The sequence below is a fragment of the Enterococcus ureilyticus genome, from assembly GCF_001730315.1.
Lineage (GTDB): Bacteria > Bacillota > Bacilli > Lactobacillales > Enterococcaceae > Enterococcus_L > Enterococcus_L ureilyticus.
Genome location: NZ_MIKC01000015.1, coordinates 1 through 22,806 on the forward strand (window position 1 = coordinate 1; position 22,806 = coordinate 22,806).

The window sequence follows — 22,806 nt, forward strand, 5'->3', positions numbered from 1 at the left end:
ATACACCTGTTCCCATGCCGAACACAGAAGTTAAGCTTCTTAGCGCCGATTGTAGTGAAGGGTTTCCCTTTGTGAGAGTAGGACGTCGCCACGCTAATTATTCCGGCATAGCTCAGTTGGTAGTAGCGCATGACTGTTAATCATGATGTCGTAGGTTCGAGTCCTACTGCCGGAGTAAAAGAACGAAGACTGAATAAGTTTTCGTTCTTTTTTGTTTTATAGTAAAATAAATTTTATTATTTGATAGAATTAATAATAAATGGAATTATGAGATAGTAAAGTTGCTTACTTTTATCTAACAGTTTTGTCATATGAAGCATCTATTTTATGGAATAATGGCTTTCCTACGCTGTTTTTTGATATAATAAATGTAAGCTGAGTGAACTAAGACCTTAGAATGAGTAAGGTCTCTTTAACCTATGGTATAATAACTTAAATAAGTTAGGAGTGGCAACGTGAAGGTTTTATTATATTTTGAAGGTGAAAAAATATTAGCGAAGTCTGGAATAGGACGCGCGTTAGACCATCAGAAGCGGGCACTCTCTGAAGTTGGGATAGAGTATACATTAGACGCTGATTGTACAGATTATGATATTTTACATATTAATACTTATGGAATCAACAGCCATAACATGGTAAATAAAGCTAAAAAATTAGGTAAGAAAGTTATTTATCATGCCCATTCAACCGAAGAAGATTTTAGAAATTCATTTATTGGTTCCAATCAAATTTCTCCTTTAGTTAAAAAATACTTAGTGAGCTTATATTCTAAAGCAGATTATTTGATTACACCTACACCGTATTCAAAGGACTTATTAAAAGGTTATGGCATAACTGTTCCGATTGTTTCAATTTCTAATGGAATCGATTTGAAACGATTTGAGCGCTCAGAAGAAAAAGAATCAAAATTTAGAGAGTACTTTAAGATTGAAAAGGAACAAAAAGTAATTATTTGTGTAGGTTTATATTTTGAAAGAAAAGGCATTATTGATTTTGTTGCATTAGCTAGAAAATTTCCTAATTACCGATTTATCTGGTTTGGGCACACGCCTATGTACTCAATACCTAAAAACATTCGCACGATCGTAAAAGAAGAACATCCTGAAAACGTAGAGTTCCCAGGTTATATCAAGGGTGATATTATTGAAGGAGCTTATTCCGCAGCTGATTTATTTTTCTTCCCCTCTTATGAGGAAACAGAAGGAATCGTTATATTAGAGGCGCTAGCAAGTAAACAGCAGGTTCTAGTAAGAGATATCCCAGTATATAAAGGCTGGCTTGAAAATAAAGTAAACTGTTATATGGGGCATTCTAATGAAGAATTTACTTATTTGATTAAAGCACTTGTTAATGATGAAATTCCAAATACCTGTCAAGCAGGTTACAATGTTGCACAGGAAAAAAGTATTGAACGAATTGGTCATGAGCTAAAAAAAGTTTATGAAAAAGTTCTAAGTATTGATATAGTAGAACAAAAAGAACAAATGCAACAAAAGAATTAGAAATTAATGGAGGGGAACAAGGTGAAATTTGGTTTCTTTACAGATACATATTTTCCCCAAGTTAGTGGGGTTGCAACATCTATTAAAACACTTAAAGAAGAATTAGAACAAAAGGGACACGAAGTTTATATTTTTACGACGACAGATCCTAATGCAAAAGAATTTGAGGAAGATGTCATTCGAATGCCTAGTGTTCCTTTTGTTTCATTCAAAGATCGCAGGATTGTTGTAAGAGGTATGTGGTACGCCTATTTGATTGCTAAAGAGTTGGATTTAGACTTAATTCATACTCATACTGAGTTTGGGGCTGGATTATTAGGTAAGATGGTCGGTAAAAAACTTAAAATTCCTGTTATTCATACGTACCATACGATGTATGAAGATTATTTACACTATATTGCAAATGGAAAAGTTGTACGTCCTACACATGTTAAATATTTTTCTCGTTTTTTTGCAAATCATACAACGGGAGTAGTTTGTCCAAGTGAAAGAGTAATTGATAAGTTAAAAGAATATGGTGTGACATCACCAATGAGGATCATTCCGACCGGTATTGATATCCAAAAATTTGAAAGACCCGATATTACAATCCAAATGAAAAAAGCGCTTCGTAAAGAATTAGGATTAACAGACGATAGTTTGATGTTATTATCTTTGAGTCGCATTTCATACGAAAAAAATATTCAAGCAATTGTAACAGGATTACCAACTATTTTTGAACGCTTTCCAAATGCTCGCTTTGTGATTGTAGGAGATGGTCCTTACGTAGGTAAGCTTCGCTGTTTGGGTGAAGAATTAGGTATAGGAGATAAGATTCAATTTATTGGTGAGGTACCGAATGATCAAGTAGCCATTTACTATAAGGCTGCAGATTATTTCGTTAGTGCTTCGACCTCAGAAACGCAAGGCTTGACTTATACTGAAGCAATGGCTTCAGGTGTTCCATGTATTGTTGAAGGAAATGCATATTTGAATAATTTATTTGATCATGAAAGTTTGGGAAGAACGTTTAAAACCGATGCTGATTTTGCTTCAACCTTCATAGAGTATGTTGAGGCGGAAATCCCATCGAATGAAGCTATTTTAAAAGAAAAGCTTTATGAGATATCTGCAACTCATTTTGGTAATGTGATGGTTGAATTTTATGAAGACATGATCAAATACTACGACCAACGTACTTTGGAAAAAGATACTGCGGCTTCTATTGAACGGATCAAAGTGAAATTTACCTCATTAAGAAAATAAATGTTAAAACTTCTTATCTTAGTTTATACTAAGATAAGAAGTTTTTATTATACTAAGAGGAGGAGTATCATTATGCCGCAAATTGGATTCATTGGAACAGGTGTCATGGGTGCTGCAATCGTTAGAAATATGATGAGGCAAGGACTAGAGGTAAATGTCTATAATCGAACCAAGAGTAAAACAGATGAATTAGTAAAAGCTGGCGCTCTTTGGAAAGATACACCGGCAGCAATTACCGCAAGTAGTGATATCATTTTTACAATGGTGGGGTTTCCAAAAGAGGTCGAAGCAATTTATTTTGAAGCAAATGGTATTTTCTCAGTGAATATTACAGATAAGATAATTGTTGACTTAACTACAAGTACGCCAACATTAGCTGAGAAAATAGCATTAAAGGCTAGTGAATTGGGTGGTATAGCGTTAGATGCACCCGTATCTGGAGGAGATTTAGGAGCTAAAAATGGTACATTGACGATCATGGTTGGTGGCGATCAGACAGCCTATGAGCAAGTGTTACCTATTTTTAAAACATTTGGAAAAACGTTTGCTTTACATGGTGCTTCTGGTAAAGGACAGCATACTAAAATGGCGAATCAAATTATGATTGCTGGTACCATGACTGGTATGACAGAAATGATGGTTTATGCTAACAAAGCTGGCTTAAATCTGGATAAGGTAATTGAAACTTTGTCGGGAGGAAGCGCAGCAAATTGGTCATTGAGTAATTATAGTCCGAGAATATTAAAAGAAGATTATTCTCCTGGCTTTTTTGTAAAACATTTTATAAAAGATTTAAAAATTGCCTTAGATGAAGCTGAGAAAATGGATCTTGAATTACCAGCGACTCGATTGGCAACAGAACTCTATGAAAAGCTTGCGAATGAAGGCTTTGAGAACGATGGGACGCAGGCTTTGATCAAGCTTTGGTGGGGGGATGGAAAGCAGCCTGTAGTCAAAAATTAAAGAACAGCAAAAAAATTAAAAAAAATGACGAAATATCATGCAAGAACGACAATGTTTTGATACAATGGTACAGAACTAGTTTTTAAAGGGAGGCCCATTTATGAAACATTCACAACTTGTGGCGATTATCAAGCGACTTGAAGCGATGACTGAAGCTACAGATAACGAAATTCAAGTTCGTCGTTTTGAACGTGAGGGTGCAGAAAAATGCATCGTAAACTATGATAAATCAACTGAAACGTTTGAATTAACTGAAACAGATTCTCAACAAAGTTATCAATTTGATAATATTGATATTGTTGCGATGGAAATTTATGATTTAATTCAATAATTAGCAAATTTCAGTCTGTATTTAACAAAAATTAATGACAATAATCAAAAATCCTGTGGCGTACAATTTTGTGCGCCACAGGATTTTTTTCTTATATCACCCAGAGTTCGATCAAACTTAATTGTGTCTGATTACTATATTCAATACTATTTCAGTAATATGGCAAGAATGGTTCCCAATTCTCATGAATAAAAGTAATTTTTGTAACAAGAGTGTCTAGTGTTACCAGCTATAAATTCATGAGTTTAGAGTTTCTTAAATTGCAAATATTTTGATAGTCAAACTAAAATAGATGATAACCAATTCAGTCCAATCTATTAAGTGTTTTTGAAAGGTTGTTTTTTTTTAAGAGTAAGAGAATGTATTTATGGATTAAGAAAAATTAAAAATTTAATATTTTACTTGCAATATTTTTTCATATGCGATATAGTTTGAACATCAAATGATTTGATAATCAAAGTATATGGATGGTGCACACACATGGAACCTAATTTAGAAACAGTCAATGATTATCTTGTCAGTGTCTTTAATGATATTTTGACGATCGAAGAATCTGAATTGAAAAAATCACAATTCAACGACTTGTCCATTACTGAGATGCATACAATAGAGGCAATCGGAATGTATAAGAAGAAAACTTCTTCTGAAGTCGCTAAAGAGTTATCGATCACTGTAGGAACTCTGACCGTAGCAATCAATAATCTAGTAAAAAAAGGATATGTTGAGCGCATACGAAGTGAAGATGATCGTCGGGTAGTTAAGTTAGGTTTGACTAAAAAAGGGAAATTACTTTTTCGCGTCCATCAGCACTTCCATAAAGAAATGGTTAGACGGATTTTAAATGGAATGGATAAAGCAGAAGAAAAAGCTTTATTGAAAGCATTGAAGAATCTTCACGACTTCTTAAAGGAATACAAATAAAAGTGAGGAACAAGATGAACCAATATGCAAAAATAACTTGTACGAGCCGATATGTTCCTGAAAATCCCGTATCAAATCATCAACTTTCAACGATGATGGATACATCAGATGAATGGATATCTAGCCGGACTGGAATAAAGTCGAGAAATATAGTTACTGACGAAAATACGTCAGACTTGTGCATTGAAGTGGCCAATAAATTATTAGAAAAATCTGGTAAGTCAGCTGCTGATTTAGATTTTATTCTAGTAGCAACGATGACTCCAGACTATGGGACACCTTCTGTCGCTTGTCAAGTTCAAGGTAGCATCTCTGCAACACAAGCTTTTGCCTTTGATATCAGTGCTGCTTGTAGTGGTTTTGTTTATGCTTTGAGCATGGGTGAAAAATTGATCCGTACAGGAAAAAAATTAGGTATGGTCATTGGTGGAGAAACTTTATCTAAAGTACTTGATTGGAATGATCGTAGTACAGCTGTTTTGTTTGGTGATGGAGCAGCCGGAGTTTTACTAGAAGCAAGTACTGAAGAACATTTTCTAAATGAAAAGCTACAAGCTGATGGTCAGCGTGCAAACTCGCTTACTTCTGGTTACTTAAAAAATAAGAGCCCTTTTTATACGGGAAGTAGTGAGACTAGTGTACATCTACAAATGACTGGTAGAGATATTTATGATTTTTCCTTGAGTGATGTGACGAATAATATTCGAGAAATCATAGAAGAAGACGTTGATTTTTTATTACTGCATCAAGCAAATAAGCGAATCATTGAAAAAATATCGAAAAAACTAAAAGTCCCAAGAGAAAAATTTTTAACAAATATGGAGTATAATGGAAACACTTCTGCGGCAAGCATCCCTTTATTACTGGATGAATCAGTAGAAAGCGGAGTGCTTCAACTAGGCTCTAAACAAAAAATTGTGTTAACAGGCTACGGCGGCGGTTTAACGTGGGGTTCGATCCTCTTAACGCTGTGAGAACTGTGACTATATAAACTAAAAAAGAAAATTATTGGAGGAATATACACATGGTATTCGAAAAAATTCAAGCAATTATTGTAGAAGAATTAGGTAAAGAGCCTGAGGAAGTAAAATTAACAACCAACATTCAAGAAGAATTGGACGCGGATAGCTTAGACTTATTCCAAATCATCAATGAAATCGAAGATGCTTTTGACATAAAAATCGAGTCTGAAGATGGTATTACGACTGTTCAAGATTTAGTAACATATGTAGAAAAACAAAAAGCAGAATAATCAAAGCGATTAGGTAAATTAAAAGTTGGATGAGCAAGGCTCTGTGCGATTCTCAACAATTGCTACAGAGTCTAGCTTTTTTCACACCGTTCGTTGGAATTCGAAAGGCTGGTACTAAACTTATAGAGTTTTGTTCCAGCTCTTTTTTGATTAATTATTCTATAGTTTGAAGGATGTCATTTATGCAATCGAAGATATGTGCGTTATTAGGAATTAAATACCCTATTATTCAAGGGGGAATGGCTTGGATTGCAGATGCTTCTTTAGCTGGAGCTGTATCCGAAGCAGGTGGTCTTGGAATCATCGCAGGCGGCAATGCGCCAAGAGAAGTGGTGCAAGCTGAAATTAGAAAAATCAAAAAAATTACTGATAAACCATTTGGGGTCAATATTATGCTGCTTTCACCCTTTGCACAAGATATCGTAGATTTAGTTTGTGAAGAAAATGTCCCAGTTGTTACAACTGGAGCTGGAAATCCCAGCAAATATATGGCGCGTTTTAAAGAACATAAGATTAAAGTAATTCCAGTTGTTCCTTCTGTTGCACTTGGCGCTCGTATGGAAAAGATCGGAGCAGACGCAGTAGTGGTTGAAGGAATGGAAGCTGGGGGACATATCGGTAAGTTAACGACGATGAGCATGGTACCTCAAGTTGTAGATGCACTAACGATCCCAGTCATCGCGGCTGGCGGTGTTGGTGATGGCCGTGGGATGGCTGCAGCATTGATGCTAGGAGCAGATGGCGTCCAAGTTGGGACCCGTTTTTTAATTGCAAAAGAATGTACTGTACATGAAAATTATAAAGCTAGAATTATCAAAGCAAGAGATGTTGATACAACGGTTACTTGTCAACATTTCGGTCATCCCGTCCGGACAATCAAAAATAAATTGACTAGAGAGTACGATCAATTAGAGAAAAAAGAATTGAGAAGCGACACACCTGATCTTGAAAAATTTGAAAAGATGGGGCAAGGTGCTTTACGTAAAGCAGTTGTTGAAGGCGATATAGATTATGGCTCAATCATGGCTGGACAAATTGCCGGACTTATAAAAAAAGAAGAAACAGCTAAAGAAATCATTGAATCTTATATGAATGAAACTAAAGAAATCATGGCTTCTAGATGTAGTCACTGGATAAAATAAAAAATTTATTTATGAGGTAATGAAATGAAAACAGCTTTTGTATTTAGCGGACAAGGTGCCCAATATATTGGTATGGGTAAGGAATTGTTTGACCAAGAGAAAATTATTCAAGAAACATTTCAAGAAGCTAGTGATGTTTTAGGCTATGACATGGCAGAGATTTGCTTTACTGAAAATGACCAATTAAATGAAACTATATATACTCAACCAGCAATTTTAACAGTTAGTATTGCTTTTTATCGACTTTTACAAGCTAAAGGATATCAGCCAGATGTTGTAGCTGGTCTTAGTTTAGGAGAGTATAGTGCACTTGTGGCAAGCGGAGCGATTTCCTTCAAAGAAGCTGTTCAACTTGTTGCTAAAAGAGGACAATTTATGACTGAGGCGGCACCTTCTGGGACAGGAAAAATGGTGGCTGTAATGAACGCTGAGCGATCTTTAATAGAAGAATGTTGCTTAGAAGCCAGCGCGTTGGGAATTATTTCACCTGCAAATTATAATACTCCACAGCAAATCGTAATTGGAGGAGAAACTTCTGCAGTTGACAAGGCGGTGTCATTATTGACAGAAGCAGGTGTGAAGCGAATGATTCCATTGAAAGTTAGTGGTCCTTTTCATACAGCTTTATTAAAAACTGCATCTGAAAAATTAGCTATTGAGTTAGAGAAAGTAGATTTTACAGAAATGACGATTCCTGTAATTAGTAATACCACAGCCCAAGTCATGAAGCAATCACAAATTAAATATTTGTTAGAGAAACAAGTAATGTCGGCTGTTCGGTTTGCTGAGAGCATTGAAACAATCAAAAAAATGAACGTTGATGTAATAATAGAGGTTGGACCGGGGAAAACATTGACTGGTTTTATCAAGAAGATTGACAAAGAGATAAAAACGGCTCGTGTTGAAGACGAAAAAACGTTGTCTGAAACTGAAGCTCTTCTAAATAGGAGGTAACACATGGATCTAAAAGGAAAAAATGTGTTTGTTACAGGAAGCACACGTGGAATAGGAAAGGCTGTTGCTTTGGCTTTTGCAAAAAAAGGAGCAAACATTGCTTTGAATGGACGCAGTGAAATTGGCACTGATTTAATTGCTGAAGTAGAATCTTTTGGGGTTAAATGTATCGGTGTTTCTGGAAATATTGCCGATTTTGAGTCTGCTGGAAAAATGATTCAAGCAGTGGTTGATGGTTTAGGATCGATTGATGTCTTAGTGAATAATGCAGGGATCACAAATGATAAGCTATTATTAAGAATGACAGAAGAAGATTTTACTCGATGTATCCAAATCAATTTAACCGGAACATTCAATATGACGCAACATGCAATCAAAAAAATGATGAAGCAACGCAGTGGCAGGATCATCAATATGTCTAGCGTGGTCGGGCTGATGGGAAATATCGGTCAAGCGAACTATGCTGCAAGTAAAGCTGGAGTTATCGGTCTAACAAAATCTGTTGCAAGAGAAGTTGCAGCACGAGGAATTACTTGTAATGCTATCGCACCTGGATTTATCGAAACTGAAATGACAGAAGTGTTATCCGATAAAGTAAAAGAACAAATGAGTCAGCAAATTCCATTACAATCATTTGGGCAAGTAGAAGACGTTGCCAATACAGCTATCTTCATAGCGAAAAGTTCGTATATTACAGGACAAGTCTTGAATGTAGATGGTGGTCTAGTCATGCACGGCTAGCGAACAAACTTGAAAGGAGCGGTTGAATGAATCGCGTAGTTATTACAGGTTATGGTGTAGCATCTCCAATTGGAAATGATGCAGCGGCCTTTTTAGAAAGTTTGCAAATGGGAAAAAATGGCATTGGTCCAATCACAAAATTTGATGCAAGCGAAACAGGTATTACATTAGCAGCAGAAGTAAAGGATTTTCCTTTTGATAAATACTTTGCCAAAAAAGATGCCAAGAGAATGGATTTATTTTCCCTTTATGGTATCTATGCAGCGTTAGAAGCTATGGAAATGAGTAAACTAGAGACAGAAAAAATTGATGTTGACCGTTTCGGTGTTATGGTAGGTTCTGGTATTGGTGGACTTCAGACGATTCAAGATCAAGTAACCCGAATGCGTGAAAAAGGTCCTAAACGAGTAGCACCTTTATTTATACCAATGGCAATCGGAAATATGGCGGCAGGTAATATCGCTTTACGCGTAGGTGCAAGAGGGACTTGTACCGCAACCGTCACAGCCTGTGCTACGGCGAATAATTCAATTGGTGAAGCCTTTAGAAATATTAAGCATGGTTATTCTGATGTTTTACTAGCAGGAGGAACAGAAGCTTCGATTACTGAAATAGGGATTGCTGGTTTTGCTTCATTAACTGCTGTAACGTCTGAGGAAAATCCGAATAGGGGATCGATTCCTTTTGACAAAGACCGTAGTGGTTTTGTGATGGGAGAAGGCGCAGGAATTTTAGTTCTTGAATCATTAGAACATGCTAAAAACAGAGGTGCCAAGATTTTAGGTGAAATCGTAGGGTATGGCTCAAATTGTGATGCTTACCATATGACGTCTCCTAGGCCTGACGGAAGCGGGGCTGCTAAAGCAATGAGGTTAGCAATTGATGAAGCTGCGATCAAAGCTTCTGATGTCGGGTACATCAATGCTCACGGCACAAGTACACCATCAAATGACGTTGCAGAAACCAAAGCAATTCAAACTGCTTTGGGAGAAGCTTCTAAAACAGTTCGTGTCAGTAGTACGAAAAGTATGACCGGACACGCATTAGGAGCAACCGGTGGTATTGAAGCCATTGCTACTCTGAATGCATTGCAACATCAATTTATTCCACCAACGATCAATATCGAGCAAGTGGATGAAGCTATCGAAATCGATATTGTTACAAATAAAAGTCAAAAACATGAATTTGATTATGCATTAACAAATTCTTTTGGCTTTGGTGGTCACAATGCAGTACTTTGTTTAAAACGTTGGGAGGATTAAGATGGATATCAATGAAGTAAAAGAATTATTGACGCAATTTGACCAATCTACTCTAACTGAATTTGACCTTAGAGAAGGTTCGTTTGGTCTTTACATGAATAAAAATAAAGTGACACAAAAACCCTCTTCAGGTGAAGCAAAACAGGCAATGAACAATAATACAGTGAGCCAAGAAGCAACAGAAGTTACGAGTCAAACAGTAAAAGAAATTGTTAATGAGACTGTAAAAGCAGAACAAAAACCTGAAAATATCGAAGAAATCATTTCTCCAATTGTCGGAGTTGTGTACTTAAAGCCGGCTCCTGATAAAGCAAACTTTAAGCAAGTTGGCGATTTAGTGAAAAAGGGTGATGTCGTTTGTATTGTTGAAGCAATGAAACTTATGAATGAAATCACGTCAACTGTAGATGGTGTGATTACGGAAATCTTGATACAAAATGAAGAGGTTGTTGAATTTAATCAACCGCTTTTCCGTGTATCTAAGGGAGTGTAGGTATGAATATTCAAGAGATCAAAGAAATCATTCCGCATCGATATCCTTTTCTATTGTTAGACACAGTGGAAGAAATCGTTGTGGGTGAAAAAGTGATTGCCAAGAAAAATGTTACGATTAATGAACCTTTTTTTCAAGGTCATTTCCCAGGAGAACCTGTGATGCCAGGCGTTTTGATTCTTGAAGCATTAGCTCAAGCTGGTGCGGTAGCACTATTGTCTATGCCTGATTTTAAAGGAAAGACAGCTTATTTTGGTGGTATCGACAAAGCTAAATTTAGACAAAAAGTTGTTCCTGGTGATACTTTGATGTTAGAAGTAGAAATTATGAAAGTAAAATCAATAGCCGGTATCGGCAAAGGAACTGCGACTGTGAATGGGAAAAAAGTAGCGGAAGCAGAATTGACCTTTATGATTGGATAGGTGAGCTATGTTTTCAAAAGTTTTAATTGCAAATAGAGGAGAAATCGCAGTTCGGATCATTCGCGCATGTCGTGAATTAGGTGTACAGACCGTTGCGGTATATTCCGAAGCAGATAAAGAAGCGTTACACACACAGCTTGCAGATGAGGCTATTTGTATTGGACCAGCCAAAGCAGCTGATTCATATTTAAATGTACAAAATGTTCTAAGTGCAGCAATCGTAACCAATGCCGAAGCGATTCATCCTGGTTTCGGTTTTTTATCAGAAAATAGTCAATTTGCAGCAATGTGTGAAGAATGCAATATTACCTTTATTGGTCCAAAAGCTGCAACAATCGATGCAATGGGTAATAAAATCAACGCACGTGAATTGATGCAAAAGGCCAGAGTTCCAGTTATTCCTGGCAGTACAGGTGTGATTGGCTCTGTTGAAGAAGCATTAACGATTGCTGAAAATATCGGTTATCCAGTTATGCTGAAAGCAGCAGCTGGTGGTGGAGGTAAAGGAATACGTAAAGTATTGAATAAGGAAGAATTACCTCAACATTTTACCTCTGCCCAACAAGAAGCAAAAGCGGCTTTCGGTAATGATGATATGTACTTGGAAAAAATTATTTATCCAGCTCGTCATATCGAAGTACAAATTTTAGGTGATCAGTATGGACATGTGATTCACTTAGGTGAACGTGATTGTTCTTTACAAAGAAATAATCAAAAAGTTCTGGAAGAATCGCCATCGATCGCAATTTCTCCTGAAAAACGTCAGTTATTAGGTGAAACGGCTGTACGTGCAGCTAAGGCTGTTCATTATGAGAACGCTGGAACAATTGAATTTTTAATGGATCAATCAGGTGAGTTCTATTTTATGGAAATGAATACTCGAATCCAAGTTGAACATCCTGTTACAGAAATGGTGACTGGGATTGATCTTGTTAAAGCACAACTAAAAGTGGCTTCGGGTGAAGAATTACCTTATACACAAGAGGATATTACGATCACAGGTCATGCAATTGAATGCCGAATAAATGCTGAAAATCCTGCTTTCAATTTTGCGCCATCTCCAGGGGAAATTAAAAATTTACTGCTTCCAAGTGGAGGTATGGGATTAAGGGTTGACAGCGCAATGTATTCTGGCTACACGATTCCTCCTTATTATGATTCAATGATTGCCAAAGTCATTGTTCACGGAAATGATCGGATGGATGCGTTAATGAAGATGCAACGGGCTTTGCATGAGATCGTAACAGATGGAATCATTACGAATGCAGAATTTCAGTTAGATTTGATTACGCATGAAAATGTGCTAGATGGTGAGTATGATACGAGCTTTTTACAAGAAACATTTTTACCAAATTGGGAACCAGAAAGCGATAATTAAAAAGGAGCAGGTGTATGGCTTTATTTAAAAAGAAAAACTACATTCGAATCAATCCAAATCGCACAGGCGACCAATCTTCTGTAAAAAAACCGACAGTTCCAGATAATATGTGGGCTAAATGTCCTTGTTGTAAACGTACGCTATATACAAAAGATATGGGGGCAGAAAAAGTCTGTCCTTATTGTGGTTATAGTTTTAGAATTGGTGCTTGGGAACGTCTTGCATTAACGGTAGATGAGAAAAGTTTTGAAGAATGGGACACAGATTTAGTGACTAAAGATCCCTTAGACTTTCCGGCTTATTTGGATAAAATAGCTATGATGCAGGAAAAAACTGAACTACATGAAGCAGTTCTGACAGGGAAAGCTAAAATTAATAATCAAGAAATCGCTATTGGAGTGATGGATGCCAATTTTATTATGGGAAGTATGGGAACGGTTGTCGGTGAGAAAATTACTCGTTTATTTGAGCGAGCAATAGAGCAACATTTGCCAGTAATTATTTTTACAGCTTCGGGAGGAGCTCGGATGCAGGAAGGGATTTTCTCTCTAATGCAGATGGCAAAAATCTCTGGTGCACTTAAACGTCATAGTAATGCAGGATTACTTTATATTACCGTATTGACCGATCCAACAACTGGTGGAGTTACTGCTAGCTTTGCGATGGATGGTGATGTTATTTTAGCTGAACCTCAAAGTCTGATTGGATTTGCTGGACGTCGAGTGATCGAGCAAACGATTCGTCAGGAGTTACCAGATGATTTCCAAAAAGCTGAATTTTTACTGGATCATGGTTTTGTTGATAAAATCATTCCTAGAAATCAGTTACGAGAAGTACTCAGCAAATTAGTCGAGATTCATACGATGAAAGGGTGGAAATAGACATGGAAAAAACAGCCAATGATATTGTCACCTTAGCTAGAGCACAAGATCGTTATACTACTTTAGAATATATCAGTTCTATTTTTGATGATTTTATGGAATTTCATGGGGATCGTTATTTTGGAGATGATCTAGCTGTTGTGGGCGGCATTGCAACTTTAGAAGAAAAACCAGTAACTGTTGTTGGTATTCAAAAAGGACGTAATTTACCTGAGAATATTGAACGTAATTTTGGCGCTCCTCATCCTGAAGGATATCGGAAAGCATTACGCTTAATGAAACAAGCAGAAAAATTTGGTCGACCAATAGTGACGTTTATCAATACTGCGGGTGCTTATTGCGGGATTGAAGCAGAAGAGCGCGGTGAAGGTGAAGCAATTGCTAGAAATTTAGTGGAAATGTCTGATCTTAAGGTACCAATCATTGCAATCATTATTGGTGAAGGCGGTAGTGGTGGTGCATTAGCACTGGCTGTGGCTGATGAAGTTTGGATGCTGGAACATACGATTTATGCGGTATTGTCACCGGAAGGCTTTGCGTCGATTTTATGGAAAGATGGCAGTAGAGCTAAAGAAGCAGCTGAATTGATGAAGATCACAGCAACGGAATTAAAAGAATTGACGATCATTGATCGTGTGATCCCTGAAGAGATGAATGGTGAAGTATTAGAACAGGCAAAAATCAATCGAATCCTTCAAAAAGCACTTATTAGTAAATTTACTGAACTTTCTCAACTAGAAATAGACAAACTATTAGAGAATCGTTATCAGCGCTTTCGTAAATATTAATAAAAATATGGAGCCAGCCGAATGTGCTAGCTCCATATTTTTATTTAATCAGCTAAAGGATAGATCTCAGAAATAGACCAAACAAAACCGAAAGGATCTTGAATATTTGCTACCTTGAATTTATTAGGAACAATAGTTAAGGGCATTTCTAACATGCAGCCTGCATCTAATGTTTTTTTCACAAGCTTTTCAGCATTGTCACAAATCAATTGGATACAAAAAGGAGTTCCATTTAATAAAAAAGGTGATTTTCCGCCCTGATCTGGTTGCTCATCTGCTAGTGCAAACAAACTTTCACGAATACTGAAACAGCCAGATTTTATTTCCTGTGCAGTTGATAACTCGATTACATTTGCATCGAATATTCTTTGATAAAGGCTCATTGCTTGTTCTGTGTCAGGAACAAATAGATTGATTTTTTTATGGTGATTGTCATATGAAATCTTCTTTCATCTTTAAAAAAAGTTTATCATATAAACTAGAAGTTTTGAAAAGTCTTGTTTTCTGCGATATAAGCTAATGATTGAGCTTCTTAAAAACTTATGACGAGCATTTATAGAATTTTTTAGAGAAATGCAGTATAATACAACTTGGGGAGTACTAGCTTAGTGCTCCTTTCATTACGAAAAGAATCATCGTGGAGATGAGAGGAGTTTCTATGTTTTCAAAATTTAAACCAACTTGGATGGTCGATGCGATTTACAAAATCACACCGAGCCAATTAAAAAAATTAGGTATCAAAGCTGTGTTGACTGATTTAGACAATACATTGATTGCCTGGGATAATCCAGACGGGACCGAAGAATTATTGACTTGGATTCTGGAAATGAAAAATGCTGGGATTCCAGTTATAGTTGTTTCGAATAATAAATCTAGTCGAATTAAACGTGTAGTAGAGAAATTTGATTTAGAATATGTGTCCAGAGCATTAAAACCCTCAACAAGAGGATTTAGAGAGGCTGAAAAAAAGCTAAATCTAAAACCAGAAGAGTTAGTAATGGTTGGAGATCAGATTATGACAGATATTCGCGGAGCGAATGGGGCTGGAATCAGGAATATTTTAGTACGCCCAATTGTGGATACTGATGGCTGGAATACGAAAATCAATCGATTTTTTGAACGAAAGATCATGAAACATTTAGGGAAGAAATATCCAGATATGATATGGAAAGGCGGACTAGAATGAGTGAGAGTGAAGTAATTCACTGTATCGGTTGCGGTGCAGCCATTCAAACAGAACATCCAAATGAATTAGGCTTTACACCAAAGGCTGCGTTTGAAAAAGGAATGGAGACAGGGGAAGTTTATTGCCAACGCTGTTTTCGTTTAAGACATTATAATGACATCCAAGATGTTCAATTGACAGATGATGATTTTTTACGCTTATTAAATGAACTAGGGAAAAAGGATGCCTTGATCGTGAATGTCATTGATATTTTTGATTTTAATGGTTCGTTGATTCCAGGGCTTCATCGTTTCATTGGAGATAACCCTGTCTTAATGGTAGGTAACAAGGTTGATATTCTACCTAAATCATTAAAAAGACCGAAAATGATCCAGTGGATGCGAGAACGTGCCTATGAAGAAGGGCTGCGTCCTTTAGATGTCTTGTTGACAAGTGCCAAAAAGCCGCAGGAAATGGAACATTTACTTGAAACAATCGAAAAATATCGTGAGGGGAAGGATGTCTATATTGTCGGTGTGACTAATGTAGGAAAATCAACATTGATCAATCAAATCATCAAACAGACAGCAGGAGTAAAAGACGTAATCACAACATCACAATTTCCTGGGACAACATTAGATAAAATTGAAATTCCTTTAGATGACGGACATTTCTTGATTGATACCCCAGGGATCATTCACCGCCATCAAATGGCACATTATCTTGGTAAAAAAGATTTAAAAATCATTGCTCCACAAAAAGAAATCAAACCAAAAGTTTATCAACTAAACCCGGAGCAAACGTTGTTTTTAGGTGGATTAGCTCGTTTTGACGTCATTCAAGGAGAGCGAAGCTCATTTATAGCTTATGTTTCAAATGATTTAACCATTCATCGGACTAAACTAGCTACAGCGGATGCCTTTTATGAAAAGCATGTTGGTAGTTTATTGCAACCGCCACGTCTTGATGAAGTCGCAGACTTTCCAGAGTTGGTTCGTTTTGAATTTTCTATCAAGGAAAAAACAGATATTGTTTTTGCTGGACTAGGCTGGATCACGATCACAGAGCCTTGCGTCGTTGCTGGTTGGGCACCAAAAGGCGTCGATGTTTTAAGAAGAAAAGCGTTGATTTAACCACAAGTGAGAACAGAGAGAAGGAAAAATTAGTGGATTTAAGAGGAAAACAAAAGCGTTATCTGCGCAGTCAGGCGCATCATTTACAACCGATTTTTCAGATCGGTAAAGGTGGCTTAAACGCTGCGATGGTGGTTCAGATCAATGAAGCGTTAGAAAAACGTGAATTGATCAAAGTCACATTACTCCAAAATACCGATGAGATAGCAGAAGAAGTTGCAAAAGCTTTAGAAGCTGATATTCATTGCGATATCGTTCAAATTATCGGTCGTGTATTAGTGTTATTCAAACCATCATCAAAAGAAAAATATCAAAAAATCTCTAAAGAAGTTAAAGCAATTTAAATTTTGGAGGTAAGAAAAATGGGGACAAATACGAATGCAGCATTAAAAGCAGAAGTAGTTGTTGAAGAAGCAGAGCTTTTTCAAAAGCGTAAACAGGTAGGGATTTTAGGTGGGAATTTTAATCCGGTTCATTTGGCTCATCTAGTAATGGCCGACCAAGTGCAACAGCAACTTGGGCTTGACAAAGTCTATTTGATGCCTACTTATTTACCGCCTCATATAGATGAAAAAAAAACGATCGATAGTAAACACCGATTAACAATGTTAGAACTTGCGATTGCTGATAATAAAAATTTAGCTGTTGAGCCGATCGAATTATTTCGTAAAGGAAAGAGCTATACGTATGATACGATGAAAGCTTTAACACAAAATAATCCGGATACAGATTACTATTTTATCATTGGTGGAGACATGGTAGAATATTTACCAAAGTGGTATAAAATCGATGAATTAGTAACTCTGGTCAATTTTGTGGGTATCCGTCGGCCACATTATGGGACCATTACCCCTTATCCAATCATCTGGGTCGATGTTCCACAAATGGATATCAGTTCAACACTGATTCGAGAAAAAATTCAAAGTGGTTGTTCTACACGTTACTTACTCCCTGATAGTGTGATACACTACATAGAAGAAAAGGAGCTGTATGTAGATGGACTTTAGTGGAAAATATACTACGTATAAGCGTGAAGAATTGATGCAGGAAGTTCAAATGCATATGAGTGAACGTCGATTTCAACATGTTCTAGGTGTGGAAGAAATGGCTGTTGCTTTAGCAGCTAAATATGGAGCTTCCAAGGAAAAGGCGAGTATTGCAGCGCTGACTCATGATTATGCTAAAGAACGACCGGATGAAGAGTTTGAGTTGATCATCAAACGCGATGGCTATGATCAACAGTTATTGGCTTATGGAAATGCAATTTGGCATGGACTGATTGGTGCTAGTATGGTTCAAAGAGAGCTTGGAATTGAAGATGAAGAAATTTTAGAAGCAATTCGTCTCCATACGACAGGAGCAGCTGCCATGAGTTTGCTGGATAAAATCATTTATGTTGCTGATTATATCGAACCAGGCCGCAAATTCCAAGGAGTAAAAGAAGCCCGTGAAATTGCTTTGATTGATTTGGACGAAGCTGTCGCATATGAAACAAAGCATACATTACAACACCTTATTGAACAAGAACAAAGAATTTATCCAAAAACAATTGAGACATACAATTATTGGGTAGTAGGAAAAGCTGACTGAGCTTAATTAGCACCGACAGAAAAATAGGGAATACTGATCGTGATGGTCCATGTCACAAGCAGAATTCATCTTTTTTCCGAGGTGCTAGCTCAAGAAGCTGGATCAAGGGAAAAGCTGACTGAGTCAGCTATGTTTTAAAAATTAGGAGGAAACCATCATAGATAGTCAACAGATTTTAGAAATCGCTGTAAAAGCAGCTGATTCAAAAAGAGCAGAGGAAATTGTCGCTTTAGATGTGCATGAAATTTCACTTTTAGCAGATTACTTTATGATTTGCCAAGCAGCAAGTGAACGCCAAATCAATGCCATTGTGGAAGAAATTATCGAAAAAGAAGAAGAAGCAGATGTAGAAGTAAAACGAATTGAAGGAAAAGATGGCGGTAAATGGGTCTTGATCGATTTAGGTGATGTCATCATCCATGTATTCCAATCAGCAGAACGTGGTTTTTATAACTTAGAAAAACTGTGGTCAGATGCGCCTATGGTCGATCTACACGCTTGGGTCGAGTAATATGGCATACGAAACATTTGCTTTTGTATATGACGAAGTAATGGATGACAGCCTCTACGATCAGTGGTTAGAATTTTCTAAACGTCATTTACCAGAAGAGAAAAAAGATGTTTTAGAGATGGCTTGTGGCACAGGTGCTTTAGCTGTTAATTTTGCCAAAGCAGGCTTTACTGTCACAGCTTTAGATCTATCAGAAGAAATGTTGATGATGGCCAGTAAAAGAGCGGCAGAAGAAGAAGTTCATGTTCAGTTTGTGCAAGGGAATATGATGGATTTGTCTGAAATGGGTCAGTATCATGCGATTACTTGTTTTTCTGACTCCCTTTGTTATATGGCCAATCGTCAGGAAGTTCAACAAGTATTTGATGATGTATATCAAGCCTTAGAGGATGAAGGGGTCTTTATCTTTGATGTCCATTCAATTTATCAAGTAGATAAGGTATTTCCAGAATATAGCTACCATTATCAAACGGAAGAATTTGCCTTTTTATGGGATAGCTATCCTGGAGAAAAAGAGCATAGTATCGAACACTTTTTAACATTTTTTGTGAAAGAGCATGGAAATGACGAAGTGTTTATTCGACAAGATGAACTGCATCAAGAGCGTACCTATACAATGGAAAACTATTTGATGATGCTGGAAAGTGCTGGTTTTATGGATGTGGAAACCTATGCTGATTTCACAGATGAGATACCAAACAAAGAAAGTAAACGTTGGTTTTTTGTTTGTAAAAAATAGTTATGGAAATGAGTGACGCAAAACTGGCCACTCATTTTTATTTTGTTTCCGTACCAAAATAAAAATGGTATGATGGAATTCAAATAGAAATAATCTAGATGAAGGAGAAAAAAGATGAAAAGCTGCGGCATTATTGTTGAATACAACCCATTTCACAATGGGCATCAGTACCATGCAAAAATGGCGCGAGAAATGAGCGGAGCAGATGTTGTGATTGCAGTAATGAGTGGGAACTTCTTACAACGTGGAGAGCCAGCCATTATCGATAAATGGACACGAGCAAATGAAGCGTTGACTAATGGGGTCGATTTAGTGATTGAATTACCTTTCGCTTATGCTGTACAATCTGCTGATTATTTTGCTGCAGGTGGCATCAAATTACTTCATGCTCTAAATTGTGAAGCTTTATGCTTTGGTACTGATAATCAATCAGAGATGGATTATGAATTATTTGGAAATTTTGTGAAAAATAATCAGATTGAGATCAATCAACTGTACCAAACGATCAAAAATAACGGTATGAGTTATCCTCAGCAAATGACAGAAGTTTTCCGCAGGCTTTACCCAAGTAGTGGATTAGACTTTTCTTCACCTAATCATATATTAGGGTTAAGCTATGCTAAAGAGAATGCAAATTATGAAAAGCCAATGAAGTTATATCCTTTAAAACGAGAGCAAGCGGGTTACCATGATACAAATATTTATCAAGATTTTGCCAGTGCTACTGCAATTAGGAAAGCTGTTTTCTCAGATGAATTAGCCCAAATCACAAAAGTACTGCCAGAAAAAGTAGTAATCGATTTAGCCACTTTACCGACCATTTCTTGGGAGAATTATTGGCCACTATTAAAATATAAATTAATCAGCAGTTCAACTTCGGATTTACAAGAGATTTACCAAATGAAAGAGGGAATCGAATATCGTTTACAAGAAGCAGCTAAAAATTCGGATTCTTTCCAAACATTTATGGAGCAAGCAAAAACAAAACGATATACTTGGACACGTCTTCAAAGATTGGCGACGTATGTTTTGAATAACGTTAAACAACAAGAAATAACAAACTCTTGGAATCACACTCACTTACAAGTTTTGGGTTTCACAGAACAAGGCCAACGCTTTTTGCGAGAAGAAAAAAAACAGCTAACATTGCCTCTGATTACAAAAGTATCGAAAAGTTTGAAGACCCAATTAGCGGTAGATATTCGCAGTAATCAACTCTATCAGTTAGGACATCCCAGTATTTTAGAACAGAATTTTGGTCGATTTCCGATTCGTATCCGTTAAAAATAAAAAACACTTAACAAAAGTTGATTTGGCAAGTATAATAAGAAAGGCGCTATAAACAAAAAATAATAATGAATGAAAGCGAAGTGAGAATATGGGTCGTAAGTGGGCAAATATTAAAGAGAAAAAAGCTGCCAAAGACGCAAATAACAGCCGAGTTTATGCAAAATTCGGAATTGAAATTTACGTAGCAGCGAAATCGGGTGATCCTGACCCTCAAGCAAATCAGAAATTACGGTTTGTGATCGAACGCGCAAAAACATATAATGTACCAAAACATATCATTGACCGAGCAATTGAAAAAGCCAAAGGTTCAGGCGATGAACAATACTCTGAATTACGTTATGAAGGATTTGGACCTAACGGCTCAATGGTCATTGTTGATGCTTTGACAAATAACGTAAACCGAACAGCATCAGATGTACGTGCTGCTTTTGGTAAAAATGGTGGAAATATGGGTGTCAGCGGAGCTGTAGCATACATGTTCGATCATACAGGTGTGATTGGATTTGCAGGTGAGGATGCTGATGAAATTCTTGAGTACTTGATGGAAAAAGACATTGATGTACGTGATGTTACAGAAGAAGAAGGTCAAATTATTGTCTATACAGAACCAGAAGATTTCCATACAGTCCAAGAGGCCTTAAAAGAAAAAGGTATTGAAGACTTTTCCGTTTCTGAATTAGAAATGATTGCTCAAAATGACGTTGAATTAGCTGGAGAAGATTTAGAAAAATTTGAACATATGATTGATGTTTTAGAAGATCTAGATGATGTTCAAAAAGTTTATCATAACGTAGAGTTAGATTAGTTCGATAAGCTTGAGCTATAACTTGTTTGTAATCTAATTTTGAGATTACGAAAGAGTTATAGCTTATTTTTTATAAAAATTATTTTAAGAAATTAGCTTAAGAAGTTTTTTTGGAATCGTTTCCCTATTTTCAAAATTATATGTTACAATTCAAATCAGATCATTATTAAGAAAGCTGGGATAAGATGAAAGCAACGATGAAAGATGTTGCCGCATTAGCTGGGGTGGGCGTTGGAACTGTATCTAGAGTCATTAATGGAGTAAAAGTCAAAGAAATTACCAGAAAAAAAGTTGAAGCTGCCATCAATGAATTATCTTATGAACCTGATGAATATGCAAGGGCTTTAAAAACCAATCGGAGTAATACTTTAGCCTTAATTCTTCCAACGATTTGGCATCCTTTTTTTTCAGAGCTTGCATATTATATTGAAGAGGAACTCAGCAAAAAAGGATATAAACTTTATTTGTGTAATGCAGATGGTGATCCAGAAAAAGAATATGAATATATCCAAATGGTCAAGCAAAATAAGGTTGATGGAATTATTGGGATTACTTATTCAGATGTAGATAAATACGTATCGTCTAATTTGCCGTTTGTTAGTATTGATCGACATTTTTCAGAAGATGTGACTTATGTTACCTCAGATAATTTTGCTGGTGGAAGGCTAGCTGCAAAAGAATTAGTCAAGCGAGGATGTAAAACAGTAGCATATATAGGCGGTTTTTCACCATTTCCCAATGAAACTGTTAATCGGCGAGAAGGTTTTTTAGCATATTGTAGAGACAAAAAGATAACGTATAAAATCCTAGATATGCCAGAACCAATCACAGATTTACGTGAGCAAATTTTACAGTTTATCAAAAAAAATGATACGATTGACGGTATTTTTACAGTGAATGATTTTATGGGATTAAATGTTTTAGAAACGCTAGAGACAATCGGCAAAACAGCACCTAAGGATTTTCAGTTAATCGGATTTGATGGAGTGAGAATGGCACAGGAAAGAAAGTATGCACTTTCAACGATCGCTCAATCTGTTCCATTGATGGCTGTTACAGCAGTAGATGCTATTTTGAATAAAATAAAAGGAGTAGAGGTTCCTAAAAGAATTATTTTACCTGTGACTTTTGTTTCTAATTATACGACGATTGAAAATGATAAAGATGCTATAACGTGAATTGTTTGATGATAAAATGGTTTGAGGTGTTTAGAATAGGCGTTTTTCGTGCTATTCTAAACACTATTTTTTTTATTTGAAATTCAGTTGACAGAAAGAGATTTCAATGCTATTCTTTTT

At 36.5% G+C, this 22,806-nt stretch carries 27 protein-coding genes, 1 tRNA gene and 1 rRNA gene; 28 read left to right on the forward strand and 1 reads right to left on the reverse strand.

Annotated features, from left to right (window positions below; genetic code table 11):
• The 18 genes from rrf to BCR24_RS08325 form a co-directional block, all read left to right on the forward strand.
• A 5S ribosomal RNA gene (rrf, locus tag BCR24_RS08240) occupies positions 1–94 on the forward strand; the annotation flags it as partial.
• Positions 95–101: 7 nt separating this feature from the next.
• Positions 102–175 (forward strand) — tRNA-Asn (locus BCR24_RS08245).
• Positions 176–455: 280 nt separating this feature from the next.
• Entirely contained in the window at positions 456–1,502 is a 1,047-nt protein-coding gene (locus BCR24_RS08250; protein WP_069640081.1) for an LTA glycolipid anchor biosynthesis glycosyltransferase, IagA/BgsA family, read from the forward strand.
• A gap of 21 nt (positions 1,503–1,523) precedes the next feature.
• Positions 1,524–2,747 (forward strand): glycosyltransferase family 4 protein, encoded by a 1,224-nt coding sequence (locus tag BCR24_RS08255; RefSeq protein WP_069640082.1) that lies wholly within the window; start codon positions 1,524–1,526, stop codon positions 2,745–2,747.
• Positions 2,748–2,819: 72 nt separating this feature from the next.
• Positions 2,820–3,710 carry an NAD(P)-dependent oxidoreductase gene (locus BCR24_RS08260; RefSeq protein ID WP_069640083.1) on the forward strand — a complete coding sequence of 297 codons (891 nt, stop codon included), beginning with the start codon at positions 2,820–2,822 and terminating at the stop codon, positions 3,708–3,710.
• Between the two features lie 100 nt (positions 3,711–3,810).
• Positions 3,811–4,041 carry a YkuJ family protein gene (locus BCR24_RS08265; protein WP_010773374.1) on the forward strand — a complete coding sequence of 77 codons (231 nt, stop codon included), beginning with the start codon at positions 3,811–3,813 and terminating at the stop codon, positions 4,039–4,041.
• A gap of 480 nt (positions 4,042–4,521) precedes the next feature.
• On the forward strand, positions 4,522–4,962 hold the full coding sequence (gene fabT, locus BCR24_RS08270; RefSeq protein ID WP_069640084.1) for a fatty acid biosynthesis transcriptional regulator FabT: 441 nt from the start codon (positions 4,522–4,524) through the stop codon (positions 4,960–4,962).
• A 14-nt stretch (positions 4,963–4,976) separates the two neighbouring features.
• Positions 4,977–5,936, forward strand: coding sequence for a beta-ketoacyl-ACP synthase III (locus tag BCR24_RS08275; RefSeq protein ID WP_069640085.1), 960 nt, complete (start codon positions 4,977–4,979; stop codon positions 5,934–5,936).
• Between the two features lie 50 nt (positions 5,937–5,986).
• A complete protein-coding gene (locus tag BCR24_RS08280) occupies positions 5,987–6,214 on the forward strand; it encodes an acyl carrier protein (RefSeq protein WP_025873142.1) in 228 nt (75 codons plus the stop codon).
• A gap of 182 nt (positions 6,215–6,396) precedes the next feature.
• On the forward strand, positions 6,397–7,356 hold the full coding sequence (gene fabK, locus BCR24_RS08285; RefSeq protein ID WP_069640086.1) for an enoyl-[acyl-carrier-protein] reductase FabK: 960 nt from the start codon (positions 6,397–6,399) through the stop codon (positions 7,354–7,356).
• A 24-nt stretch (positions 7,357–7,380) separates the two neighbouring features.
• On the forward strand, positions 7,381–8,310 hold the full coding sequence (fabD, locus tag BCR24_RS08290) for an ACP S-malonyltransferase (RefSeq protein ID WP_069640087.1): 930 nt from the start codon (positions 7,381–7,383) through the stop codon (positions 8,308–8,310).
• 3 nt (positions 8,311–8,313) lie between these two features.
• On the forward strand, positions 8,314–9,051 hold the full coding sequence (gene fabG / locus BCR24_RS08295; RefSeq protein ID WP_069640088.1) for a 3-oxoacyl-[acyl-carrier-protein] reductase: 738 nt from the start codon (positions 8,314–8,316) through the stop codon (positions 9,049–9,051).
• Between the two features lie 26 nt (positions 9,052–9,077).
• Positions 9,078–10,313 (forward strand): beta-ketoacyl-ACP synthase II, encoded by a 1,236-nt coding sequence (fabF, locus tag BCR24_RS08300; protein ID WP_069640089.1) that lies wholly within the window; start codon positions 9,078–9,080, stop codon positions 10,311–10,313.
• A 1-nt stretch (position 10,314) separates the two neighbouring features.
• Positions 10,315–10,806 (forward strand): acetyl-CoA carboxylase biotin carboxyl carrier protein, encoded by a 492-nt coding sequence (accB, locus tag BCR24_RS08305; protein ID WP_069640090.1) that lies wholly within the window; start codon positions 10,315–10,317, stop codon positions 10,804–10,806.
• Between the two features lie 2 nt (positions 10,807–10,808).
• Positions 10,809–11,228 carry a 3-hydroxyacyl-ACP dehydratase FabZ gene (gene fabZ / locus BCR24_RS08310; RefSeq protein WP_010760451.1) on the forward strand — a complete coding sequence of 140 codons (420 nt, stop codon included), beginning with the start codon at positions 10,809–10,811 and terminating at the stop codon, positions 11,226–11,228.
• A 7-nt stretch (positions 11,229–11,235) separates the two neighbouring features.
• Entirely contained in the window at positions 11,236–12,606 is a 1,371-nt protein-coding gene (locus tag BCR24_RS08315; protein ID WP_069640091.1) for an acetyl-CoA carboxylase biotin carboxylase subunit, read from the forward strand.
• A 14-nt stretch (positions 12,607–12,620) separates the two neighbouring features.
• Positions 12,621–13,487: an acetyl-CoA carboxylase, carboxyltransferase subunit beta gene (gene accD / locus BCR24_RS08320; protein ID WP_069640092.1), complete on the forward strand. Its 867-nt coding sequence runs from the start codon at positions 12,621–12,623 to the stop codon at positions 13,485–13,487.
• A gap of 2 nt (positions 13,488–13,489) precedes the next feature.
• Positions 13,490–14,275: an acetyl-CoA carboxylase carboxyl transferase subunit alpha gene (locus BCR24_RS08325; protein WP_069640093.1), complete on the forward strand. Its 786-nt coding sequence runs from the start codon at positions 13,490–13,492 to the stop codon at positions 14,273–14,275.
• A 44-nt stretch (positions 14,276–14,319) separates the two neighbouring features.
• Here the strand turns inward: BCR24_RS08325 and BCR24_RS08330 are convergent, their stop codons facing one another.
• Positions 14,320–14,718 (reverse strand): VOC family protein, encoded by a 399-nt coding sequence (locus tag BCR24_RS08330; RefSeq protein WP_338070539.1) that lies wholly within the window; start codon positions 14,716–14,718, stop codon positions 14,320–14,322.
• Between the two features lie 215 nt (positions 14,719–14,933).
• Here BCR24_RS08330 and BCR24_RS08335 point away from each other — a divergent pair, with 215 nt between their 5' ends.
• From BCR24_RS08335 to BCR24_RS08380, 10 genes are all read left to right on the forward strand, one after another.
• Positions 14,934–15,461 (forward strand): YqeG family HAD IIIA-type phosphatase, encoded by a 528-nt coding sequence (locus tag BCR24_RS08335; RefSeq protein ID WP_069640095.1) that lies wholly within the window; start codon positions 14,934–14,936, stop codon positions 15,459–15,461.
• Entirely contained in the window at positions 15,458–16,573 is a 1,116-nt protein-coding gene (gene yqeH / locus BCR24_RS08340) for a ribosome biogenesis GTPase YqeH (RefSeq protein ID WP_069640096.1), read from the forward strand. Before BCR24_RS08335 ends, yqeH begins: the two co-directional genes overlap by 4 nt.
• Positions 16,574–16,605: 32 nt before the next feature.
• Positions 16,606–16,917: a ribosome assembly RNA-binding protein YhbY gene (yhbY, locus tag BCR24_RS08345; RefSeq protein WP_069640097.1), complete on the forward strand. Its 312-nt coding sequence runs from the start codon at positions 16,606–16,608 to the stop codon at positions 16,915–16,917.
• A gap of 18 nt (positions 16,918–16,935) precedes the next feature.
• The gene (locus BCR24_RS08350; RefSeq protein ID WP_069640098.1) at positions 16,936–17,580 is read left to right on the forward strand and encodes a nicotinate-nucleotide adenylyltransferase; all 645 of its coding nucleotides are present in this window, start codon (positions 16,936–16,938) and stop codon (positions 17,578–17,580) included.
• Positions 17,570–18,163 (forward strand): bis(5'-nucleosyl)-tetraphosphatase (symmetrical) YqeK, encoded by a 594-nt coding sequence (gene yqeK / locus BCR24_RS08355; protein ID WP_069640099.1) that lies wholly within the window; start codon positions 17,570–17,572, stop codon positions 18,161–18,163. The genes BCR24_RS08350 and yqeK overlap by 11 nt, the downstream gene beginning before the upstream one ends.
• Positions 18,164–18,335: 172 nt before the next feature.
• Positions 18,336–18,674 carry a ribosome silencing factor gene (gene rsfS, locus BCR24_RS08360; protein ID WP_069640100.1) on the forward strand — a complete coding sequence of 113 codons (339 nt, stop codon included), beginning with the start codon at positions 18,336–18,338 and terminating at the stop codon, positions 18,672–18,674.
• A gap of 1 nt (position 18,675) precedes the next feature.
• Positions 18,676–19,413: a class I SAM-dependent DNA methyltransferase gene (locus tag BCR24_RS08365; RefSeq protein WP_069640101.1), complete on the forward strand. Its 738-nt coding sequence runs from the start codon at positions 18,676–18,678 to the stop codon at positions 19,411–19,413.
• Positions 19,414–19,527: 114 nt separating this feature from the next.
• Complete coding sequence (locus BCR24_RS08370; RefSeq protein WP_069640102.1) at positions 19,528–20,697, forward strand: nucleotidyltransferase; 1,170 nt, start codon at positions 19,528–19,530, stop codon at positions 20,695–20,697.
• A 94-nt stretch (positions 20,698–20,791) separates the two neighbouring features.
• Positions 20,792–21,508, forward strand: a complete 717-nt coding sequence (locus tag BCR24_RS08375; protein WP_069640103.1) for a YebC/PmpR family DNA-binding transcriptional regulator — start codon at positions 20,792–20,794, stop codon at positions 21,506–21,508.
• 185 nt (positions 21,509–21,693) lie between these two features.
• Positions 21,694–22,686 (forward strand): LacI family DNA-binding transcriptional regulator, encoded by a 993-nt coding sequence (locus BCR24_RS08380; RefSeq protein ID WP_069640104.1) that lies wholly within the window; start codon positions 21,694–21,696, stop codon positions 22,684–22,686.
• Positions 22,687–22,806 lie beyond the last annotated feature (120 nt).

What these genes read in the sequence shown, in the direction of transcription:
- BCR24_RS08260 (WP_069640083.1), top strand. Translation starts at nt 2,820, where the DNA reads ATGCCGCAAATTGGATTCATTGGAACAGGTGTCATGGGTGCTGCAATC.
- BCR24_RS08265 (WP_010773374.1), top strand. Translation starts at nt 3,811, where the DNA reads ATGAAACATTCACAACTTGTGGCGATTATCAAGCGACTTGAAGCGATG.
- fabT (WP_069640084.1), top strand. Translation starts at nt 4,522, where the DNA reads ATGGAACCTAATTTAGAAACAGTCAATGATTATCTTGTCAGTGTCTTT.
- BCR24_RS08275 (WP_069640085.1), top strand. Translation starts at nt 4,977, where the DNA reads ATGAACCAATATGCAAAAATAACTTGTACGAGCCGATATGTTCCTGAA.
- BCR24_RS08280 (WP_025873142.1), top strand. Translation starts at nt 5,987, where the DNA reads ATGGTATTCGAAAAAATTCAAGCAATTATTGTAGAAGAATTAGGTAAA.
- fabK (WP_069640086.1), top strand. Translation starts at nt 6,397, where the DNA reads ATGCAATCGAAGATATGTGCGTTATTAGGAATTAAATACCCTATTATT.
- fabD (WP_069640087.1), top strand. Translation starts at nt 7,381, where the DNA reads ATGAAAACAGCTTTTGTATTTAGCGGACAAGGTGCCCAATATATTGGT.
- fabG (WP_069640088.1), top strand. Translation starts at nt 8,314, where the DNA reads ATGGATCTAAAAGGAAAAAATGTGTTTGTTACAGGAAGCACACGTGGA.
- fabF (WP_069640089.1), top strand. Translation starts at nt 9,078, where the DNA reads ATGAATCGCGTAGTTATTACAGGTTATGGTGTAGCATCTCCAATTGGA.
- accB (WP_069640090.1), top strand. Translation starts at nt 10,315, where the DNA reads ATGGATATCAATGAAGTAAAAGAATTATTGACGCAATTTGACCAATCT.
- fabZ (WP_010760451.1), top strand. Translation starts at nt 10,809, where the DNA reads ATGAATATTCAAGAGATCAAAGAAATCATTCCGCATCGATATCCTTTT.
- BCR24_RS08315 (WP_069640091.1), top strand. Translation starts at nt 11,236, where the DNA reads ATGTTTTCAAAAGTTTTAATTGCAAATAGAGGAGAAATCGCAGTTCGG.
- accD (WP_069640092.1), top strand. Translation starts at nt 12,621, where the DNA reads ATGGCTTTATTTAAAAAGAAAAACTACATTCGAATCAATCCAAATCGC.
- BCR24_RS08325 (WP_069640093.1), top strand. Translation starts at nt 13,490, where the DNA reads ATGGAAAAAACAGCCAATGATATTGTCACCTTAGCTAGAGCACAAGAT.
- BCR24_RS08335 (WP_069640095.1), top strand. Translation starts at nt 14,934, where the DNA reads ATGTTTTCAAAATTTAAACCAACTTGGATGGTCGATGCGATTTACAAA.
- yqeH (WP_069640096.1), top strand. Translation starts at nt 15,458, where the DNA reads ATGAGTGAGAGTGAAGTAATTCACTGTATCGGTTGCGGTGCAGCCATT.
- BCR24_RS08350 (WP_069640098.1), top strand. Translation starts at nt 16,936, where the DNA reads ATGGGGACAAATACGAATGCAGCATTAAAAGCAGAAGTAGTTGTTGAA.
- yqeK (WP_069640099.1), top strand. Translation starts at nt 17,570, where the DNA reads ATGGACTTTAGTGGAAAATATACTACGTATAAGCGTGAAGAATTGATG.
- BCR24_RS08365 (WP_069640101.1), top strand. Translation starts at nt 18,676, where the DNA reads ATGGCATACGAAACATTTGCTTTTGTATATGACGAAGTAATGGATGAC.
- BCR24_RS08370 (WP_069640102.1), top strand. Translation starts at nt 19,528, where the DNA reads ATGAAAAGCTGCGGCATTATTGTTGAATACAACCCATTTCACAATGGG.
- BCR24_RS08375 (WP_069640103.1), top strand. Translation starts at nt 20,792, where the DNA reads ATGGGTCGTAAGTGGGCAAATATTAAAGAGAAAAAAGCTGCCAAAGAC.
- BCR24_RS08380 (WP_069640104.1), top strand. Translation starts at nt 21,694, where the DNA reads ATGAAAGCAACGATGAAAGATGTTGCCGCATTAGCTGGGGTGGGCGTT.